General features: G+C 66.7%; 21 protein-coding genes, 1 tRNA gene and 1 pseudogene. 11 read left to right on the top strand and 12 right to left on the bottom strand.

Annotation, left to right across the window (positions count from 1 at the left end):
* Positions 1 to 50: 50 nt before the first annotated feature.
* From ACQY5K_RS12605 to ACQY5K_RS12585, 5 genes and pseudogenes are all read left to right on the top strand, one after another.
* Positions 51 to 176 (top strand): annotated as a pseudogene (locus ACQY5K_RS12605) (transposase); the annotation flags it as partial.
* An 80-nt stretch (positions 177 to 256) separates the two neighbouring features.
* On the top strand, positions 257 to 577 hold the full coding sequence (locus tag ACQY5K_RS12600) for an IS3 family transposase (protein WP_428122672.1): 321 nt from the start codon (positions 257 to 259) through the stop codon (positions 575 to 577).
* Between the two features lie 182 nt (positions 578 to 759).
* Positions 760 to 3579 carry a hypothetical protein gene (locus ACQY5K_RS12595; RefSeq protein WP_428115770.1) on the top strand — a complete coding sequence of 940 codons (2820 nt, stop codon included), beginning with the start codon at positions 760 to 762 and terminating at the stop codon, positions 3577 to 3579.
* Between the two features lie 64 nt (positions 3580 to 3643).
* On the top strand, positions 3644 to 4480 hold the full coding sequence (locus ACQY5K_RS12590) for a hypothetical protein (RefSeq protein WP_428115769.1): 837 nt from the start codon (positions 3644 to 3646) through the stop codon (positions 4478 to 4480).
* Between the two features lie 45 nt (positions 4481 to 4525).
* The gene (locus ACQY5K_RS12585) at positions 4526 to 6424 is read left to right on the top strand and encodes a hypothetical protein (protein WP_428115767.1); all 1899 of its coding nucleotides are present in this window, start codon (positions 4526 to 4528) and stop codon (positions 6422 to 6424) included.
* A gap of 298 nt (positions 6425 to 6722) precedes the next feature.
* Here ACQY5K_RS12585 and ACQY5K_RS12580 read toward each other — a convergent pair whose 3' ends face one another.
* The 9 genes from ACQY5K_RS12580 to orn all read right to left on the bottom strand — a co-directional run bounded on the left by ACQY5K_RS12580 (position 6723) and on the right by orn (position 12794).
* A complete protein-coding gene (locus ACQY5K_RS12580; protein ID WP_428115765.1) occupies positions 6723 to 7052 on the bottom strand; it encodes a CrcB family protein in 330 nt (109 codons plus the stop codon).
* Positions 7049 to 7462, bottom strand: a complete 414-nt coding sequence (locus ACQY5K_RS12575; RefSeq protein ID WP_428115764.1) for a fluoride efflux transporter FluC — start codon at positions 7460 to 7462, stop codon at positions 7049 to 7051. The genes ACQY5K_RS12580 and ACQY5K_RS12575 overlap by 4 nt, the downstream gene beginning before the upstream one ends.
* Positions 7463 to 7472: 10 nt before the next feature.
* The gene (locus tag ACQY5K_RS12570; RefSeq protein ID WP_428115762.1) at positions 7473 to 8171 is read right to left on the bottom strand and encodes a poly-gamma-glutamate hydrolase family protein; all 699 of its coding nucleotides are present in this window, start codon (positions 8169 to 8171) and stop codon (positions 7473 to 7475) included.
* A gap of 6 nt (positions 8172 to 8177) precedes the next feature.
* Positions 8178 to 9095 (bottom strand): cytochrome c biogenesis CcdA family protein, encoded by a 918-nt coding sequence (locus ACQY5K_RS12565; RefSeq protein WP_428115759.1) that lies wholly within the window; start codon positions 9093 to 9095, stop codon positions 8178 to 8180.
* A gap of 88 nt (positions 9096 to 9183) precedes the next feature.
* The gene (locus ACQY5K_RS12560) at positions 9184 to 9864 is read right to left on the bottom strand and encodes a TlpA family protein disulfide reductase (RefSeq protein ID WP_428115757.1); all 681 of its coding nucleotides are present in this window, start codon (positions 9862 to 9864) and stop codon (positions 9184 to 9186) included.
* Positions 9865 to 10145: 281 nt separating this feature from the next.
* Positions 10146 to 10490 (bottom strand): WhiB family transcriptional regulator, encoded by a 345-nt coding sequence (locus ACQY5K_RS12555; RefSeq protein ID WP_428115754.1) that lies wholly within the window; start codon positions 10488 to 10490, stop codon positions 10146 to 10148.
* A gap of 150 nt (positions 10491 to 10640) precedes the next feature.
* On the bottom strand, positions 10641 to 10901 hold the full coding sequence (locus ACQY5K_RS12550) for a hypothetical protein (RefSeq protein ID WP_428115752.1): 261 nt from the start codon (positions 10899 to 10901) through the stop codon (positions 10641 to 10643).
* A 185-nt stretch (positions 10902 to 11086) separates the two neighbouring features.
* Positions 11087 to 12175 (bottom strand): MBL fold metallo-hydrolase, encoded by a 1089-nt coding sequence (locus tag ACQY5K_RS12545; protein ID WP_428115749.1) that lies wholly within the window; start codon positions 12173 to 12175, stop codon positions 11087 to 11089.
* A 22-nt stretch (positions 12176 to 12197) separates the two neighbouring features.
* On the bottom strand, positions 12198 to 12794 hold the full coding sequence (gene orn / locus ACQY5K_RS12540; RefSeq protein WP_428115747.1) for an oligoribonuclease: 597 nt from the start codon (positions 12792 to 12794) through the stop codon (positions 12198 to 12200).
* A 50-nt stretch (positions 12795 to 12844) separates the two neighbouring features.
* Between orn and ACQY5K_RS12535 the strand changes: the two genes are divergently transcribed.
* A complete protein-coding gene (locus ACQY5K_RS12535; protein ID WP_428115744.1) occupies positions 12845 to 13894 on the top strand; it encodes a potassium channel family protein in 1050 nt (349 codons plus the stop codon).
* A gap of 478 nt (positions 13895 to 14372) precedes the next feature.
* Here the strand turns inward: ACQY5K_RS12535 and dut are convergent, their stop codons facing one another.
* Together dut and ACQY5K_RS12525 are read right to left on the bottom strand one after the other, a co-directional pair.
* Positions 14373 to 14834, bottom strand: a complete 462-nt coding sequence (dut, locus tag ACQY5K_RS12530; protein WP_428115741.1) for a dUTP diphosphatase — start codon at positions 14832 to 14834, stop codon at positions 14373 to 14375.
* Between the two features lie 60 nt (positions 14835 to 14894).
* Positions 14895 to 14967: transfer RNA gene (locus ACQY5K_RS12525), tRNA-Lys, on the bottom strand.
* An 80-nt stretch (positions 14968 to 15047) separates the two neighbouring features.
* On the opposite strand from ACQY5K_RS12525, the gene ACQY5K_RS12520 reads away from it, so the two are divergent.
* The gene (locus ACQY5K_RS12520) at positions 15048 to 15215 is read left to right on the top strand and encodes a hypothetical protein (RefSeq protein ID WP_428115738.1); all 168 of its coding nucleotides are present in this window, start codon (positions 15048 to 15050) and stop codon (positions 15213 to 15215) included.
* Between the two features lie 21 nt (positions 15216 to 15236).
* On the opposite strand, the gene ACQY5K_RS12515 is transcribed toward ACQY5K_RS12520, so the two are convergent.
* Positions 15237 to 15941 carry a histidine phosphatase family protein gene (locus ACQY5K_RS12515; protein ID WP_428115735.1) on the bottom strand — a complete coding sequence of 235 codons (705 nt, stop codon included), beginning with the start codon at positions 15939 to 15941 and terminating at the stop codon, positions 15237 to 15239.
* Positions 15942 to 16033: 92 nt separating this feature from the next.
* On the opposite strand from ACQY5K_RS12515, the gene ACQY5K_RS12510 reads away from it, so the two are divergent.
* From ACQY5K_RS12510 to ACQY5K_RS12495, 4 genes are all read left to right on the top strand, one after another.
* Positions 16034 to 16276: a MoaD/ThiS family protein gene (locus tag ACQY5K_RS12510; protein WP_428115733.1), complete on the top strand. Its 243-nt coding sequence runs from the start codon at positions 16034 to 16036 to the stop codon at positions 16274 to 16276.
* 11 nt (positions 16277 to 16287) lie between these two features.
* On the top strand, positions 16288 to 17250 hold the full coding sequence (locus ACQY5K_RS12505) for a hypothetical protein (RefSeq protein WP_428115730.1): 963 nt from the start codon (positions 16288 to 16290) through the stop codon (positions 17248 to 17250).
* A gap of 82 nt (positions 17251 to 17332) precedes the next feature.
* Complete coding sequence (locus ACQY5K_RS12500; protein ID WP_428115728.1) at positions 17333 to 18625, top strand: glycosyltransferase; 1293 nt, start codon at positions 17333 to 17335, stop codon at positions 18623 to 18625.
* 19 nt (positions 18626 to 18644) lie between these two features.
* A complete protein-coding gene (locus tag ACQY5K_RS12495) occupies positions 18645 to 19199 on the top strand; it encodes a YbjN domain-containing protein (protein WP_428115725.1) in 555 nt (184 codons plus the stop codon).
* The last annotated feature ends 75 nt before the right edge of the window (positions 19200 to 19274 follow it).

Below are 19274 nucleotides of genomic sequence, written 5' to 3'. Positions count from 1 at the left end.
AAAATGAGCTTCCCCCCTAAACGTGGAGACATCGTCTATGAGGAGACGCTATGTCACATCCACGACGCAAGTATGACTCGGAGTTCAGAGCCGGTGCTGTGCGGATTGTCCGGGAGACGCGAAGGCCGATCGCTGAGATCGCCCGCGAGCTCGGGATCGGTGCGGGGGTTCTTGGGAACTGGGTCCGCAGGGACCGCATCGAGCGGGGCGAGGCCGAGGGGCTCAGCGCCGACGACAGAGCTGAGCTGGTGCGGCTGTGCCGCCGCTGGGCCGATGTACCTCGCCACCGTCGAGGACCTGTTCAGCCGGCGGTTGCTCGGCTTCACGCAGTCCGACACCTACCCTCGGCTGGCGCACACCCGCCGAGTCGTTCGTCTCCACCCTCGAGCACGAACTCGTCACACGCCGCCACTACCGAACCCGAGACCAGGCCCAAGCCGACATAGCCGCCTGGATCGATACCTGGTACAACACCAAACGCCTACACTCCACCAACAACATGCTCAGCCCGATCGAGTACCGAGTACGAACTAGCCAACGCAACCTAACCAAACCCTCTACGATTAGGGGGGCTTAACCGCTCTGAATCACCACGGGTTCAGTAGAGACTCGGATTGATTCATCGCCCTCGTACGACGCAGCAGGGACAACGTCTTGGGTTGTCGCACCTAGAGGAATTAAGACACTCAGTGAGAATGGAGGGTGGGCTTGCGAAAACTTGACCACTCCGCAATAGAAGGTGCAATCTCTACTCTAGAGGTGGACAGTAGCTTGGGCCGCTGGCAGCGGACCCTGTTTCTGACGGTGGTATGGGGCCTGTTTGCTGCCGTCCTGACCTTGGGTAGCGCCACGGCGCAGGCGGCCACCAGCCAGTCGGCGTTCCCGTCCGAGGATACCGACAGCGTTACGGTGTCGGCCAGCGACCAGAAGGATGCCGCCGGCAACGCGGACGACGCCAGAGTGGCGCTGCAGAGCAGCGCCACTCCTGGGGTGACGGTGTCCGTGTCCGCGCTGTCGGTGGCCGAGGGCGCGAGCGCTACGTACACGGTGGTGCTGGACGTCCAGCCCTCCGGTGACGTGGTGATCAACGTAAGAACTGACGCGGTGTTCAACGTAAGAAAGAGCGGCAGCGCCGGCATGACGGCGACGCCGGCGAAGCTAACCTTCACCTCGAGCAACTGGAGCACGGCCCAGACGGTGACGGTGTCCGCCGCCCAGGACGCCGACGCAGTGGACGAAGTGGCCTCCATCGCCCACATCGTCGACCCCGACCCAACCGGCGCCTACGAGTACGTCTTTGTGTTCGTCGGCTCGGTGGCCGTGTCCGTCGACGACGACGACGCCGGGGTGACGGTGTCGGTGTCCGCGGTGACGGTGGCCGAGGGCAGCGTCAGCACCTACACGGTTGTGCTGGACGCGCAGCCTTCCGCCTTCGTGACGATCAGCGTCACCGAGAGCGGCACCGGCGTGCGTGTAAATCCGCCGCGGCTAGATTTTTACCTGAATTCCTGGAGCACACCTCAGACGGTGACGGTGCGGGCCTTGCGGGACGCCGACGCGGTGGACGACACGGCCTCCATCGCCCACTCGGTGGTGGCCTTGAGACGCGCCGACGCGTACGGCGTCGTGTCCATCGGCTCGGTGGCGGTGACCGTCGTCGACGACGACGCCGGGGTGACGGTGTCTGAGTCCGCGGTGACGGTGGAAGAGGGCGGCAGCGGCTCCTACACGGTGGTGCTGGATGCCCAGCCCGCATCTGATGTGGTGATCGCGGTGTCCAGCGACAACGCGGTCGTGACGGTGTCGCCGGCCACCTTGACTTTCACCCGGGCCAACTGGGACACAGCGCAGACGGTGACGGTGGCTGCTGGCCAGGACGCCGACGCGGTGAACGACGCGGTCTCCATCACCCACGCGGTGGTGGCCTCGAGCAGCGCCAACGAGTACGACAGGTTGACCATCGGCCCGGTGGCCGTGACCGTCCCCGACGACGACGACGTCGGGGTGACGGTGTCCGCGTCCGCGCTGACGGTGGCTGAGGGCGGCAACAACACCTACACGGTGGTCCTGGACGCCCAGCCCACCTCCGACGTGGTGATCAGCTTAGCCCGCAGCGGCAGCAGCGACGTGACGTTGTCTCTGGCCACGCTGACCTTCACCACGACCAACTGGAGCACGGCGCAGACGGTGACGGTGGCCGCCGCCGAGGACACCGACGGGGGGAACGACACGGCTTCCATCACCCACGCGTTGTTGGCCGGCCGGAGCGCCGACGAGTACGACGCGGTGAAAATCGCCGCGGTGCCGGTGACCGTCCGCGACAACGAAGTCGGGGTGTTTGTTTCAGTGTCCACGCTGGTTGTGCTCGAGGGCGTTGGGCTCGAGGGCGATGTGCAAGAGGGCGATGTGCAAGAGGGCGATGTGCAAGAGGGCGAAGTGGCCTCCTACACGGTGGTCCTGAATGCCCAGCCCACCTCCAACGTGCTGATCCATGTCACCAGAGAATATGACCCCCTGAAGGTGTCTCCGGCCTTCCTGACCTTCACCCCGAGCAACTGGGACACGGCGCAGACGGTGACGGTGACCGCGGACCAAGACTTCGACGCGGTGGACGACACGGCCACCATCGCCCACGCGGTGGTGCCCTACCGGAGCGCCGACGAGTACGAGGAGGTGACCATCGCCTCGGTGGCGGTGACCGTCGACGACGACGAGATCGCCTCGGTGACGGTGTCTGAGTCCGCGGTGACGGTGGCCGAGGGCGGAACCGACACCTACACGGTGAAGCTGAAACCTGATTTGTCCTCTGTCGTGGTGGTCGCGGTGTCCAGCGACAACGCGGACGTGACGGTGTCTCCGGCCACCCTGATCTTCACCACTTGGACCAAGGAATGGACAGTGACGGTGGCCGCCGCCCACGACGCCGACACGGTGAACGAAACGGCCTCCATCACCCACACGGTGTTGGCCTCCCGCAGCGCCGACGAGTTCGATGCCGTGACCATCGACTCGGTGGCGGTGACCGTCACCGACGACGACGAGCCGCCGCGTGGTGGTGGTTCGTCCGGTGGTGGTGGTTCGTCCGGTGGTGGTTCGTCCGGTGGTGGTTCGTCCGGTGGTGGTTCGTCCGGTGGTGGTGGTTCGTCCGACCAGACTCCGACGTTCGCTTCGCGGACGGTGGGCGATCTGATCTACACGGTGGGCGAAGATCTGGGGACGGTGAGCCTGCCTCCCGCTGTTGGGGGTGACGGCGGCCTGCGGTACAGCCTGTCACCGGGGCTGCCATCGGGGCTGCGCTTCAACTCGGACCGCACTATCACCGGCACGCCCAGCGCGGCGTTGCCCCGCACCCGGTTCGCCTATACCGCGACTGATTCCGACGGCGACATTGTTGACCTGCGCTTCTTTGTCACCGTGAACGAGAGGCCAGTAACCAACGTGGCCTCAGGTTCCTACGATGTGGACAACAACGAAGTGGTCGACCGTGACGAGACCATTGCGGCGTTGGCCGACTACTTCACGGGCCGAATCACCAAGGATGTGGTGCTAGCGGTCATCCAGCTATTCTTCTCCGGCTGATTCAATGCGCTCGAGAGTGAAGATCGGTAGCCGGCATGGGCAGGAAGCATTGACCAGGAGAACGTTGGCGTTGTTAGCGGTCGCCGTGGCCGTGGCCGGATTCGCGGGTCTGTTGCATTCCGCTCCCGTGGGGGCGACGTCGCACAAGGCCGTCCGGTCCTTCTCCGCGCCGTGGGTCCTTCCCGACGGCGCGTTGGAGGTCACGATCACCGCCGCCGGATACGGCGCCTTCGGCCAGGTCGTGGAGACGCTGCCGTCTGGGTTCAGCTACGAAGGCTCTGACCTGTCCGAAGCAGCGGTGGCAGTCAATGGCCAGACCGTCGCATTCACGCTGCTGGGCGACGAGCGCTTCACCTATACGGTCGCCGCTCCCAGCGCGGCGGGTGTCTATTCCTTTTCAGGGATCCTGCTTGACACGAACAAGGCCGAACAGGCGGTTGACGGCGAATCCAGCATCAGGGTCGGCCCCGCACCCACGACCACGACCACGACCGCCCCCGCCCCCACAACTACGACCACGACCGCCCCCGCCCCCACAACTACGACCACGACCGCCCCCGCCCCCACAACTACGACCACGACCGCCCCCGCCCCCACAACTACGACCACGACCGCCCCCACAACCTCAACCACCACAGAACCCGCACCCACCACCACCCCGGCACCAACCACCACAGAACCCGCACCCACCACCACCCCGGCACCAACCACCACAGAACCCGCACCCACCACCACCCCGGCACCCACCACCACAGAACCCGCACCCACCACCACAACCACCCCCACCACGGCACCAGAACCAGAGGAAGGCCCGCCAGTAGGGTTGATCGCTCTGCTAGGCGCATTCGCCGTCTCGGCGGCAGTTGCCATCACCGTGTACGTCCGCAAACGCCGGCGGTAGACCACGCCCCGCGGCAGGGTGCGCCCGCGGGCGGGCATGGGATCTATGGATGCAGAAGTGGGGCCGGCGACGTCGCGGCGGTATTCGGCTGAGCAGAAACGGCACGCGGTGCGAATGGTGTTGCTGGCGGCGGTATGGGCCCCGCTTGCTGTCTTCCTGACCCTGGGTAGCGCCTCGGCGCAGACGGCCAACAGCCAGCCGGCGTTCCCGTCCAGCGAGGACGGCGCCCGGTCGGTGGCCGAGAACGCCGCCGCAGGCGCGGACGGCGACGCGTCGGTCGGGGCCATGGACGCCGACAGCGACGTGCTGACCTACACGCTGGGCGGCGGTGATGCCGCGTCCTTCCACGACGCCAGGGTGGCGCTGCAGGCCGCACCTGGGATGATCAGGTCCAAGCCCTCGCTGAGGGTGGTCGAGGGCGACACCGCCACGTACACCGTGAAGCTGACCGTACTGCCCACCTCCAACGTGGTGATCAGCGTCACCAAGAGCGGCAGCAGCGACGTGACGGTGTCTGCGGCCACGCTGACCTTCACCCCGAGCAACTGGAACACGGCGCAGACGGTGACGGTGGCCGTCGCCCACGACGCCGACGCCCGGAGCGACGCGGCGATCATCACCCACGCGGTGGTGGCCGCCGAAAGCGCCGACGAATACGACTATGCGACGAGCCAGATGGCGGTGTTCACCATCGACGACGAGACCGCTGGGGTGACGGTGTCTGCGTCCGCGCTGAGTGTGGTCGAGGGCGGCAGCGCCACGTACGCCGTGAAGCTGACCGTACCGCCCATCTCCAACGTGGTGATCAGCGTCACCAAGAGCGGCAGCAGCGACGTGACGGTGTCTGCGGCCACGCTGACCTTCACCCCGAGCAACTGGAACACGGCGCAGACGGTGACGGTGGCCGCCGCCCACGACGCCGACGCCAGGCACGCCGAAACGGCCTCCATCAGCCATCTTGTGCTGTCCATCAGCAGCTCCAACGAGTACGTCTTGGCGACCATCGACACGGTGGCGGTGACCGTCACCGACGACGACACCTACACGGTGACGGTGTCGTCGTCCACGCTGACGGTGGCCGAGGGCGACATCGGCTCCTACACGGTGATCCTGGACGCCCGGCCCTCCTCTGGCGTGGTGATCAAGTTGACCAGCGACAACGCGGACGTGACGGCGCCTTCGAGGTGGTGGGAGCGCGGGGACTACGAGGGCCGTGTCACCGTGGTACCGGTGGCTAGGCCGGTGCTGATCTTCACCCCGAACGACTGGAACACGGCGCAGACGGTGACGGTGGCCGCGGCCCAGGACGCCGACGCGCTGAACGAAACGGCAACCATCCGGCACACGGTGGTCGCTGCCGAAAGCGCCGACGAGTACGACAACGCCTCCATCGCCGCGGTGACCGTCACCGTCACCGACGACGACACCGCAACCCCGCCGTCCGGTGTGCGTGGTTCGTCCGGTGGTGGTGGTTCGTCCGGTGTGCGTGGTTCGTCCGGTGGTGGTTCGTCCGACCAGACTCCGACGTTCGCTTCGCGGACGGTGGGCGATCTGATCTACACGGTGGGCGAAGATCTGGGGACGGTGAGCCTGCCTCCCGCTGTTGGGGGTGACGGTGGCCTGCGGTACAGCCTGTCACCGGGGCTGCCGCCGGGGCTGCGCTTCAACTCGGACCGCACTATCACCGGCACGCCCAGCGCGGCGTTGCCCCGGACCCGGTTCGCCTATACCGCGACTGATTCCGACGGCGACAGTGTTGACCTGCGCTTCTTTGTCACCGTGAACGAGAGGCCGGTGACCAACGTGGCCTCGGGTTCCTACGATGTGGACAACAACGAAGTGGTCGACCGTGACGAGACCATCGCGGCGGTGGCCGACTACTTCGCCAGCCGAATCGCCAAAAATGAGGTGCTGGCGGTCATCCAATTATATTTCTCCGGCTGATTCGATGCGCTGGGGAGTGAAGATCGGTAGCCGGCATGGGCAGGGAGCTTTGACCAGGAGAACGTTGGCGTTGTTAGCGGTCGCCGTGGCCGTTGCAGCGTTGGAGGTGAGGAAGGCCCGCCAATAGGGTTGATCGCTCTGCTAGGCGCATTCGCCGTCTCGGCGGCAGCTGCGATCACCGTGTACGTCCGCAGCCGTCGGCGGTAGCCCACGTGATTCACCCTGGGTGTTGCGCAGGCTGGTTGTTTGAATCACCCCGAGTCTCTACGCAACCCGGTGTGATTCAGGTTGATGCGCGCTAAACGAGCGTGAGACCGGTGTAGGCGGCCGCGGTTGCGCCCGTGATCGTCAGCGAGACGTAGCCGAGCGCCAGCACAGGGCTGGCCCTGCTGAGTCGTGCACTTTCTCCGAGGATGCCCGACACGGTGGTGAGAGCACCGAGGCCCGCGGTGCCAACGATGGTTGCGGCGGCGCCCGAGGTGCTTGCGAACAGGCCCAGGACGAAGGCGCCCGCGATGTTGACCAGCAGCGTCCCGCCCGGCCCGAGCGCAGTGCTCGTTCGCCAGCGCAGCACGGTGCCTGCAGCCGCTGCGACGCTGAAGCCGACGATGACCGCGACCGTCGTCATGGCCGTGCCCGTTGGACGTGAACTACCGCTCGGCCTGTGATGAATGCCCCGGTGCAGGCTGCAACCGTCAGGCCAAGCCATGCACCGGCCGTCCCGACCCGACCGTCGTCGAGGAGCCGGGCCAGCTGAAGTGCGAGCGCAGACATGCTGGTCAATGCCCCGCAGAAACCGGCCGTCAGCCAGGGTGATGGCGCAGCAGGGCTTCGGGGAGTGCTGCGGGAGCCCAGCCGAGGGTGACCTTGGGCATGTGACCGTCCGGCGCGAGCTATAGCCCATCCGATGAGGCCGCAGCCCGCGACGTTGACCACGAGCAGAGCCCAGTCGTCATTGATCTGTGTGGCCACAGCCCACCTGCCCGCGGCACCGACGATGCCGGCCACAGCGACTGTCCATGCGATGCGCCGTCGCATCGGGAATCCCTCAGCCGGCGAGCGACGGTTCGGGCACCTGCTCGCGACGATCGCCTGCCAGGCCCTCGGTGGGCGACCATGCGCGAGCTGCCGCTGCCAGGCCCTCGATAAGCGCTTCGTGATGGGGTACCCGGCCGGGCCCTCGGAATCCCGTCCACATCGGGCTCTTGCCGCGGATGCGTGGGGGCAGCTCTATCTGCACGCCGCCATCGCGGGGCAGGTTGCAAGGGTTGCACGGATGCTGCCCTGCCAGGGAGCGGGGGATGTCGTCGAGACGGTGAAGGATCTCGTAGTGCGGCAGCCGTCCGATCAAGTGCACGGCAACGTGGGACGCCAGCGTGCGATTGCGGCCGCCCAGCAGCACCGCTCGCAGCAGACGTGGGCTGCCGAAGCCATGGACCGCCACGACGACATCGACATGGTCCAGGAACGCAGCGAGCACCGCTGAGTCCGCAGGGTCGAAGCAGTGGCTCGGCAGGTGCCACTGGTCGTCGGGGCCTTGCAGGCACGCATACACCGAGGCGCCGCTTCGCTCTGCGGCGGTGATCGCGATGTCGTCGGTGATCTCTTCGAGCCAGCCGCCGTGAAACGCCATGAAGCCGAACTTCGAGCGCAGCTGCAGCACCTCGCTCACACCCGGCCGGCCGAGCAACGCTGCAAAGGGCCGTTCGGCGTCGAGAAGCGTGCGGTCGGCCAGGTGCAGTGCCACAGCGATTCAGTTCAGCATCTCGGCGGCACTGTCTGCTTGGTGCGGTTTGGGAGCTTCATCGACGTCGGACGCCGCCGCGTCAGCGTCGTCGCCTCGATCTGTCAGCACCATCGCCATGCCGCCGACGGCCAGCACGATGCTCATGACGAGCCCCAGGCGGACCCCGCCGACGGACGCAACCCAGTTGCTCACGCTGCTGCTCCAGCGCTCGACGGTCACCACCAGCCCGTCATCGCTGCGGTCGGTCAGGTCGATGATCCAGTACCAGACGGTGAACGCGCCCGCCGCAATCATCAGCACCGCGGCGATCGTGTCGGTGTGACGCATCAGCGCCCGCAGCTTCCCCAGCAGCCATCCCCGTGCGAGTGCCAGACTGACGGCCAGCGACGTGAGCACCAGGCCCATGCCCAGCGCGTACAGCACGAACGACACCACGCCGCCGACGAGGCTGTCGTCGCCGGCGGAAGCCGTCACGACGACGAGGAACGTGGCGAGCCCGCACGACACCGATGCCACCGCGTAGCTGACGCCGAACAAGAAGAGCGAGCGAACGTCTCGTCCGGTACCGCCTCGCTCGAACTTCGGCAGGATGACCGTGAGCCGGAAGCCCGCCAGAATCGCTATGCCGAGTCCGATGAGACCGATGCCGATGAAGATGGCAGCCCACGGGACGTAGTCGCGCAGGGCGTTCAGGCCCGCCGAGAGGGCGATGCCCACGATGCCGAACACGGCAACGATGCCGCCCGTCACGACTGCTCCGGTGGCGAGCGCCCGACCGACACCGGCGCGCGAACTCCCCTCACCCGCTCGCCGGTCGATGCCCAAGAAGAACGAGAGATAAGCGGGCAGCATCGCAAACCCGCAGGGATTCACCGTCGCCACGATTCCGGCGGTGAAGGCAAACGTCAGACGTGCACCGTTCATCGGCCCGCTGCCTGCGTGCTCGCGTGTGCGACCGGCTTGTGCGCGCCGGATGGATTCAACATCGTTTCGCTCACCGCCCGTCGTTCGTTCATAGTCCGTAGTGCTCCGTCGCCCGGCTGATGATGTCGGCGAGCGTCAGCAACCCGCTGTGAGTCTCGAGGATCTGGCCCTGCGGCGACACGAAGACCGTCGTGGGCATTCCCAGCCCGCCGAAGTCCACGAACAGTTCGCGGTCGTCCATGCCGGTGGGGTAGGTGACCCCGCGATCGGCCACGGTGGACAGTGCCTGCTCGGGAGGATCTTGGAAGGCGAGACCGAGGACCGCCACATCGGAGCCGTGGTCGACCCAGAACTGCTGGAAGTCGGGCATCTCGGCAACGCACGGCACGCACCAGCTCGCAAAGAAGTTCACGATCAGCGGGCAGCCCTGGTAGCCGGCAAATGCGGCCGGAAGTTCGTCGAATGTCGCGAAGCCAAGCGCGTGGACGTCGTCGAGGCTGGTGTTTTCGGAGTTGGTGGCAGGGTCGATGCTGCTGCAGTCCGTCGGCGCAGTCACTGCTGACAAACCCGCGTCGGCTGCACTGCCGCCGGTCGCGGAGCGTCCCTCCACTTCGGCTTCCATGGCCACCAGCGAGGTCATCTCCGGTCGACCGCCCCCTGCCAGCACGAACGCCGTGGCCCCAAGCGCATAGACGCCAAGCAAGGCAAACACACTCCCGCGCCAGCCCCGGAGCTGCGTACGCCAACGCGCGCCGTGCGGTGAGTCCATGCCGCCGCGAGGCTACTTGTCGCTCCTGCGTGCCTTTGGGCGCTCTGGAGTCTCGGGTCGGTGTCCCCGCACCGCTTTCGCTTGTGGGGCCAAACGGCCCGCTCCGGGGCTGTCAGCCGCCCATTTCGGGCAGCCTCAGTCCTCCGGAGCGGGCCGTGGGCGATGCGCCTGCTGGGGGAGCAGCGGCCATCGGCTGTGTTCGACCTGATGCACCCGCTGCACGGCAGTCGCGGGACTGCCGTGCAGCGGGCGGCTCTGGGCGCGCCTCGCAGGGGGATGACTCAGGCGCGCACCAGATCGGGAGGCAGGGGAACCTCCTCGATTGCGAGCTGGGGACGTGGCCGTTTGGGAGGCCGCCCACGGGGACGCTTGTCCCTGCAGACCCTGCCGTTCTCGAAGAGCTCACCACCCCACACGCCCCACGGTTCATGTCGGGTTGTGGCAGCGGCGAAGCACTCTTTCGAGACCGGGCAGATCGAGCAGATGGCCTTCGCCCGCGCGATCTCGTAGTAGTCCTCCGAGAAGAACAGGTGGGTCATCGTGCCCACGAGGTCTCGGCAGCGGCCGTCGACGCGCCACGCATCCTTGGTGGCTGTCTCAGTGTTGCGAATCTCAAGTGTCAGCATGAGTTCTTCCTTTCGGGGTATTGGTGCTGTGGTTTGGATGGGTTTCGAGGCCGCTGTGGTTCCGGCCCCAATGTGGTTCCGGCCCTGGAACGCAAAACGGCCGCTGGGTTGTCCCAGCGGCCGTTCGGAGGATCTTGATGTTGCAGTTCGCTACATCAGGCACTCCGAAGGCCGAAGGGCGTGGCGCTTGCCGACGATTGCGGTATGGGCGCCGTTGCGGTGCATCGGTCGACCCGTCACAACCACCATCTGCCACATCGCGGCCCGGACGGCGTCGCTGGCGCCATACCCAAAGCGGCAACCGATCAGGTTGTACCGACCTTGGTGCGCCGGGCAGCGCACCGGGCGCGTCGGCACTACGACGCGGCTCGTTGGGTCGGGCGTTGTGCTGCAGGTGCCGAAGTCGGACATCTGGGATTTCCTATCAGGACGGTGTCGGTGACGTAGTAGTCGATCGCTGCGGGCACCCGTCGATAAACCGCAGCGTTCCCTAGCGGATCACGCCAGCGTGATCCGTGTCAAGCGATTAAATCGCCTCCGGGGAATTTCGCCACCCGATGGGCCCGCAAGAGTTCGGCAGGCAGGCGAAACGTGCCTCAGTTGAATTCGTATTCGAGGACGTCGTCGGAGCGACGGGTGACGCCGACTTCGCCGATGTAGCGCAGGTGCTCGAGGTGGGCGAAGGTCTCGGACTCGGCCATCGGGCCCCAGGATCGTTCCTTGAAGAGCCGTTTCATGTAGTCCTGCACGGGTGCGCGCCCGAGCTTGTCGGACGACTCGCGCAGGAGGTCGAGGCGCTCGTTGTGGTGGCGCTTGATGTCGTCGACGCGACCGGCAAGGTCGGTGAAGGGCTGGCCGTGTGCCGGCAAGCCCAGCTTCACGCCCTCAAAGTCGGCGACGCGATCGAGGCTGGCGAAGAAGTCCTTGAGCGGGTCTTTGGCAGTTGTCATGCCGGAGATGTGCGGAGTGATCGTGGGCAGCACATGGTCGCCGCAGATCATCATCCCGCCTTCGGGATCGAACAGGCACAGGTGATCGATCGTGTGTCCGGGTGTGTGGACGGCGACAAACTCACGGCGGGCCAGCGCAATGCGGTCGGCGTCGTCGACGCGCTTTGTCGGATGCGGTGTCGCAAACCAGCGCCCGCCCCAGCCGTTGCGCATCGCCATGTAGCCGATCTTGGCGCGCAAGGGCATCTTGTATCGCTCGCCGCCCCACGGGGTTGGGCCACCGGGACCCGTGTCACGCCCGCCGAACACCGGATCAGCCACAAGTTCGCTGTTCTCGCCGTTTGACGACACCACCTCGAGCGGGTCCTCATCCTCGTCGGCGGTGTCCCACCACAAGCGGAAGTTGCGGTGCGTCACTAGTTCGGCCCCGAATTGACGAGCGAAGCGGCCGGCCGCGCCGAAGTGGTCTGGGTGGCTGTGGGTGACGATGATCGAGTGGACGCGCTCGGGCGGCACCCCGGCCGCCGCCAGGCCCGCCATCAGCGCCCTCCAATTCGCCGGACCAGGCAGGCCTGGATCGACCAGTGCGGCGCCACGTTCGTCGTCGAGGATGTAGCAGTTGACGTGCCCGAGTCCCGGCATCGACATCGGCAGCTGGATGCGGCGCACATCGGGTGCGAGCTCGGTGACGTTGTTGTCAGGCGGCATCTGCTCTTCGCGAGTCGGACGTGACACGGCGTGCAGGCTACCGAACCTTCTAATGTCCGTTCGATTCTGGGGTCGCTGTCCCATCCGAATCCGGCGGCGGAACCAGCCAATGGTCCCGGTAGTAACGGAGCTCGTCGATGCTCTCGAGGACGTCGTCGAGGGCACGGTGCTTGGTGGCCTCGGTGCGCGTCTTGCACAGTTCGACCCATGCGGTGGCGATTTCGGGACGCCACCGCTTGATGAGCTCCTTGATCGATGACACGTCGACGACGCGGTAGTGCAGGTACTGCTCGAGGTCCGGCATGTACTGATCCAAGAAACGCCGGTCGGTGCCGATCGAGTTGCCGCACAGCGGCACGGTGCGCGGTTCGCGGACATGTTCGGCCACGAATGCAAGCGTCTGTTCCGCAGCTTCGGAAACGGTGACGTGTGACTGGGCGATCTCGTCGAGCAGACCGGTTGTCTCGTGCATCTTGCGTACCACGGGCTCCATCGCATCGAGGTCAGCTTGCGAAGCGCCGATCACCATGGAAGGGCCGACAGCCACGGTTTCGAGAAAGTCATCGGTGATGACCGTCGCGATCTCCACGATGCGATGACGACGATGATCGAGACCGGTCATCTCGAGATCTAGCCAGACCAGCACGGCTGCATCGTAGGCACGCACCGGGCGGAACCGGCTTTAGCGTTCAGCCAATGAAGGGTCTGCTGCGTCGGAGTCCGGGACGGAGACTCACGTCAACGGGTCTCGAGCCCAGCGAGCGGCTCATTGCCGGCGTCGCGGTTCTCTTCGCCATCGTGGTAGCCGGCACGACTGGCTATGTCCTGCTGGGTCTTGACGCGCTCGACGCGCTCTACCAGACGGTCATCACGATCTCGACGGTTGGCTACAGCGACCCGGAGAATGTCGGCGGGCGCTACCAGCTGTTCACCATCGGGCTCATTCTGTTGGGCACAGGCACGACGCTGTACACCCTCGGTGTCGTCATCGAGATGCTGTTCGAAGGCAGGCTCGACGATCAGTTCAGGAGGCGTCGCATGCAACGCACCATCGACGGCCTGTCCGGCCACGCGGTCATCTGCGGATTTGGCCAGGTCGGCCGCGCCATCGCCATTGCCTTGGAAGACGCGGGCCATGAGGTTGTCGTCATTGACCGGGACGAACGCGTCATCGACGAGGACGGACGGACGGTGGTCGGAGACGCCACCGAGGACCGAACACTGCAAGACGCTGGCGTCACGCGCGCCAAGACGATGGTGCTGGCGCTCGACTCCGATGCCGACAACCTCTACGTTGCGTTGAGCGCACGGTCGTTGTGCCCGGGTCTGTTCATCGTGGCGCGCGCCAACTCGGCTGGGGCTGTCCCCAAGCTGCACCAGGCCGGCGCGAACCGGGTGATCAATCCTCATGAGATCGGTGGCTCGCGCATGGCTGCCATTGCGATGCAACCCGGGCTCTCTGAGTACTTCGAGGATGTCCTGCGTCGCACTGATCAGGACGTACGACTGATGGAGCACCGAATCCCGCCTGGCAGTCGATTCACGGGTCGACCGCTGTCAGAACTGACGCTGGAACGCTCTGCAGGGACCACGGTGCTGGCGATCCGCCGGAATGAACGATGGCAGGCCACGCCCCAGGGCGGCTTCCAGCTCGCGGTCGACGACTTGCTCGTCGTGCTCGGTACCGATGAGCAGCTCAGCCTGGCCGTAGCACTCTTGGAGGACTCCTCGGCACCCGGTGGCTGACTCGGGCTCAGTCTCCGACGAGGTGCAGCGAGCGCCGGGTCGCCAGCAGACGCTCGAAGCCCTCGCTGTCAGCCAGGTAACGGCGTTTGGCGACGCGTGCTCTGGCGCGCTGCCGACGCGCCCGCACAGCATCACGATTCCGCGGGTCGCTCCGAGACAGGCCGGTACTCCCGAAGCGGCTCGTACGTGATGTTGCGACGATCGCACTAGTGGGTGGCGCACGAGTGAGTGGCGCACGAGTGAGTGGCGCACGAGTGAGTGGCGCACGAGTGGGTAGCGGACAAGCGGCCGTCTTCGCATTGGGATCGGTCTCGAATTCGAACTGCGAGGCGTCGAACAGCGTCAGGGCGGTCGGAGCGGGCGGTGTCGATTTCATGGACTCATCGATACTGCCGGGGTGTGACGGTCATGCTGTTCGGGCCAATGGTTCGAGCGTCGGCGTCCTTCGAATCGGGCAGCGGCATCGGCACGCGGCGGATCAGCGGCCCGAGTGACCGAAGCCTCCGAGTCCTCGCTCGCTGTCGTCGAGCGACTCGACCAAGGTCCACTCGGCCGCCTCGACACGCTGGATCACCAGTTGGGCGATCCGGTCGCCGCGCTGCACCTCGTAGGGCTCGGTGGGATCGGTGTTGAGCAGCAGAACGCGCAGCTCGTCTCGGTAGCCGCTGTCGATGAGGCCGGGCGAATTCACGCATGTGATGCCGTGTCGAAGCGCGAGCCCGCTGCGGGGCTGCACGAAGCCCGCATACCCCGGGGGAATGGCGATCGCAATTCCTGATCGGATCATCGCCCGACCCCCGCCCGGGGCGAGCGTGACCGTCTCGGCGGCGACGAGATCGCAGCCTGCGTCACCGGGCTTGGCGTAGCTCGGCAGCGGCAGGTCCGGGTCGATGCGTCGAATGGGAATGGACACCACGGCGACCACAGTAGGGGCACCCATTCCGAGGAGACCGTCTTGGGTCGGAGCGCCTGGCTCTTTGGTCGGCTGGCGTCGCTGGGGTAGGCCGCCCGGGGCTCGAACCCGGCACCTTGGGATTAAAAGTCCCCTGCTCTACCCGATGAGCTAGCGGCCCGAAGTCCGTTCGCGCCCCAGTGACACTCCGGCACTGCGACCGATGCTAATGGCGTCCCGGCCCGCTCTAACCTGATGCTGGTGACCGATGCGCACTCCCAGCCAGCCGCTACCGCGCCCGAGGGTCTCGACGATGACGAGCTTGACCGCATCGAATCAGAGCTCGCCCGAGCCGAGCGGACCTTGGCGTTGCTGGCCGACGACGACATCGAGCCGTCGGCCGCGGCGGAGTGGCTCACGGAGTCCTGAGACCCAGATTTCTTCGGTGAATCACTCGATCATGAGGTCGATGTCGGAGGACACCAATTCGACTCGGTTGCGGGGCTCGAGCTGATCCCATGACCACTGCGCGTCTGCGGCGGCTCCATCGAGCCAGAACCATCGGCCTGCCAGGTTCGGTACCCGCTCGTCATCGAGACCAACGCGGGCGTCAATGGTCTTGAGCACGCCGGCGTGCCCGACCAGCAGCACCCGGCCGCAGACCGACAAGTGTCGTTGCAGCGCAGGCAGCAGACGTCGGGCGATGCTGTCTTCTGATTCGAAACCGAGGGGCCAGCGTCGCGCGACCACATCACCGGGCCAGCCTTCGTCGATCTCGGCCCGGGTGAGGCCTTCCCATGGTCCCGCACTGCGCTCGCGAAGAGCTTCGTCCGCCACGACCTCGCCGGCACCGAGTTGCTTCGCGATGATCTCCGCCGTTCGGCGGGCTCGCTGCAGGTCACTGGAAACAACGAGATCGAATGCCGGCAGATCGACTGCTCGGTGGGTTCGCGAGATCGCGTGACGATCAACCGGGGGGGTGCGCCGATGGCCGTCCGCGTTCTGCAGCGCAGCGCCCAAGGCATCGGCGGCAATCTCGGCCTGCCGCTCACCCAGCGAGGTCAACGGAGGATCCGCTTGCCCCTGCCAGCGGCCACGCAGGTTCCACTCGGACTGGCCGTGGCGGATGGCGAGCAGCTCGGAGTGTGCAGTCACGGCGCCAAACGGTAGTGGTGACCGCGGCGCCGACCGCGGACAACAGGCCTCTCTCAGCGATCGCTCACCGAATGCTCGGTAGCATCGCGGCGATGCCCAGCGTGACGATCCGCCTGTTCGCGAGGGCGCGCGAGACGGCGGGAGTCGGGAGCACCCGCCTCGAAGCCTCATCCGTCGGCGCCGCGCTCGAGACGGTGCGCGACACATTCGGCGCTGAGTTCTGCGCAGTGCTCGCCGCAAGCCGCGTTTGGCTCAACGGGGAACCAGCGGACGCCGCGTCGGAGCTGGCTGACGGCGATGAGATCGCTGTCTTGCCGCCGGTGTCGGGCGGCTGAACGCAGCGGCGGTGACAACGTCGCTGACCCCGGCCGCGGCCGCGCTGCGCGCCGTCGCACGGTGGTTGGGGCCACCGACCGAACCACGCGACGCACGCGTCACTGCGGGCTTATTGTGGTACGCGACGCTGCTTGTCGCGCTGCGAATCGGGGCTCTGGCGTTCGGCCTGCTGATGACCGCGATAGCGGTGCTCGGTGCCTGGCAGGCAGTGGTGGTCCGTTGCCGCGCCCATGGCGCAGCCACTCCCCGCGCCGGCTCGAAATCTCCTGCGCCGCTCAGTGAGGCTCACCGCTTGCCGGCGTGTGCGCTCGCGGGCGCGGTCGCGCTCGCGGGGGTCTTCAACACCCGCCTCGCAGGTGCAGTGATAGCGGCCGCGGTCGGGATCAGCTTCGTCGTCGTGGGGGCCTTGCGGCCCGGCTCGGGGCCGTCTGGCACGTCCGCACCGCCCAGCGGCGCCACGCCGAATGTGCTCGCCCGGGCGGGTGTGCTCATGCGTACATGGATGCATGTCGGAGTGGCTGCTGCGTGCGCCGCCGCCGTGGCACGATATTCGCTGGGCTCGGCGCTGGTGCTCGTGAGCGCAGCAGCCGCGTATGACGCCGGCGCGCACGCCAACGCGGCCCCCCGGGTGTGGGGACTGCGCGGTCCGCTCGCGGGTGTGATCGCAGCCGCGGCGGCGATCTTTGCGTTGACGGGCCTGAGCGTGCCGCCGTTTGCTCCCGACGACGCCGCTCGATTTGTCGTCGTGGCCGCGCTGACACTGCCGCTGGGTCCAGCTATTGCCAGGCCGGTGACTGTCGCTGCCCTGCGCTCGCCAGTCGGCCCGGCGGATCACGCCAAAGCTGCACCTCTCGCGGATGCCGACCGGCGATGGGGGCATCCGTTGCACACCGAATGGGCCGTGCGGCGACTCGACTCGCTGACCCTGACCGCTCTCGGGTGGATGTGGGGTCTGGGCATCGTGACGATCTGATTGCTGCTGCCGACTGTCGCGACATCTCGACAACTCGACGTCCCGATGGGCGCGGCGCCCCGACTGCGTAGCGTTATTGCCCGTGAATGCACTCTTCGGAGCGGCGCCAGATGATCGGGCGATCATTGACGACACCGCGCCAAGCGGTCCGGTGTCATCGGTCGCGGTGCTGTGCATGCATACATCGCCGCTGCACCAGCCGGGCAGCGGCGACGGTGGCGGCTTGAACGTCTACGTGCGCGAGCTCACCGCCGCCGTGGCGCACTTGGGCGTCAGGTGCGACATCTACGTGCGACGATCGCACGAGGCACAGCCCGACGTGGTCGAGGTAGAGCCCGGCATGCGCGTCGTCGCGGTGAACGCCGGTGCGGTGTCGTTGGCCAAAGACGACCTCGGAGCTGTGACATCGACCTTCGCCGAACGTGTCGGGCGGCATCTCGCCGATCGGCCGGTCGACGCAATTCACGCGCATTACTGGCTGTCCGCCGTGGCTGGGCATCAGTTGAAGCACAAGCTCGACGTCCCGCTCGCAGTCACATTTCACACGCTCGGACGAGTCAAGGCCAGCACCGGGGATGCTGAACCCCATCACCGGGGCGAAGCCGAGCAGCAGGTCATCGATTGTGCCGACGCGGTCTTCGCCTCGGGCGACGCCGAGGCCGCGCAGCTGCAATCGCTCTACGACGTACCGCCCGAACGCGTGCACGTGCTCACTCCCGGGGTTGACCGCGCGATGTTCGCGCCTGGTCAGCGTCACGCCGCACGCGCTGCGATCAGGCTGCGGCCCGGGCCAGTGCTGCTGTTCGTAGGACGCATCCAGCCGCTGAAGGGCGCAGAGCTGGCCACAGAAACGCTGGCCGCGCTGCGGGCGGGCTGCGCTGGCGGTGCCGATGCGCAGCTGGTGATCGTCGGTGGACCGAGTGGCCCTGACGGTGACGCCACGCTTGCGCGACTGCACGCGATGGTGACCGACCTCGGTCTCGATGACGCGGTCACCTTCGTCGATCCGCTCCCGCACCACCTGCTTTCCACCTACTACCGGGCTGCCGACGTGTGCCTGGTGCCAAGCCGGTCGGAGTCGTTCGGTCTTGTCGCCCTCGAAGCAGCGGCGTGCGGGACACCGGTGGTTGCATCGGACGTCGGCGGCCTGCGTGACAACGTCGTCGACGGCGTGACGGGATTTCTGGTTGCGCGTCGCGACAGCGGTGCGTTTGCCCAGCGAGTCACAGAGATTCTGAGCGACCCGCTGCTCGGCCTTCGACTCGGCGACGCCGGCTCACGGCGCGCGGAGAGCTTCACGTGGCGAGCGAGCGCGCGCGCTGCTCTCGAGACACTCAGCGGCGCCGCCCGTCGCGAATTGGTCGCGTGCGTGTGAGCAACATCGGTCCTCGCCGATGACCCGGCGTCCGGCGACGGTTTCCGAGCTGGACGCACTCGAGACGCGGATCGACCGATGGCTTGCTGAGTGGGCGGAGGCCCAAGCCGACGACGCGGCCCCCGACGACGCGGCCCCCGACGCCGCGTCTGTCAGCGCCGCGGCCCCCGACGCCGCGTCTGTCAGCGCCGCAGCCACCGATGACAGGCCGATGCTCATCGACGTCACACGCGACGACGACATCCCGCGGCGCTGGTACGTGCGGTTGGCAGGGGAGTCCCGCGACGTCATCGCCGTGTGGCTGACATTGCGCCAGCGCACGTTGGCCTACGAGACCTACGTGCTGCCGACGCCCCCGCATCGCCCCGACCAGGTCGCCGACTTCGTGCTGCGCCGCAACTACTCGCTGGTGGGTGCGCAGTACGGCATCGGCGCCGAGGACGCTGTGTTCCTCACCGGCGAGCTGCCGACGCATTGCATGGATGAAGACGAACTCGATCGCATCGTCGGTTCGCTGTGGGCGTACGTCGAACGCGACTTCACCACCTTGTTGCGGCTCGGTTTCCAGAAATAGGAACTAATTTTCAGCACAGATCATTTAGTTTCATGTTCGCCGGGGCACACGCCTGCAGGCGAGCAGGGAAGTGCC

Source organism: Candidatus Poriferisodalis sp. (assembly GCF_965262965.1).
Classification (GTDB): domain Bacteria; phylum Actinomycetota; class Acidimicrobiia; order Acidimicrobiales; family Poriferisodalaceae; genus Poriferisodalis.
Note: the sequence above shows the minus strand (reverse complement) of the source record. Positions and strands in the feature narration are given on the sequence as shown.